This is a genomic window from Achromobacter sp. SIMBA_011 (assembly GCF_046535435.1).
In the GTDB taxonomy this organism is placed as follows: domain Bacteria; phylum Pseudomonadota; class Gammaproteobacteria; order Burkholderiales; family Burkholderiaceae_B; genus Achromobacter; species Achromobacter dolens.
In genome coordinates, this window is sequence record NZ_JAWRWN010001027.1 from 1 (window position 1) to 246 (window position 246).

At 61.0% G+C, this 246-nt stretch carries 1 protein-coding gene; it reads right to left on the reverse strand.

Going from position 1 to position 246, the window contains the following annotated elements; all coding sequences use genetic code 11:
• Positions 1-8: 8 nt before the first annotated feature.
• The coding region (gene pgk / locus SB816_RS34125) for a phosphoglycerate kinase (protein WP_410548515.1) at positions 9-246 on the reverse strand (238 nt) is incomplete at its 5' end.

Here is a 246-nt window from a genome sequence, read left to right on the forward strand (position 1 = left end):
GGATAAGTTTACTTGGCAGCGGTCAGGATGGCAACGCCCGGCAATTCCTTGCCTTCCATCCATTCGAGGAAGGCGCCGCCTGCCGTCGAGATATAGGTGAAATCGTCGGAGACGCCGGCGTGGTTCAGTGCCGCGACCGTGTCGCCACCACCGGCGACAGAGACGAGCTTGCCCGCTTTCGTGCATTCGGCGGCATGTTTTGCCGCAGCCACTGTTGCCGCATCGAAGGGTTCGATTTCGAAGGCG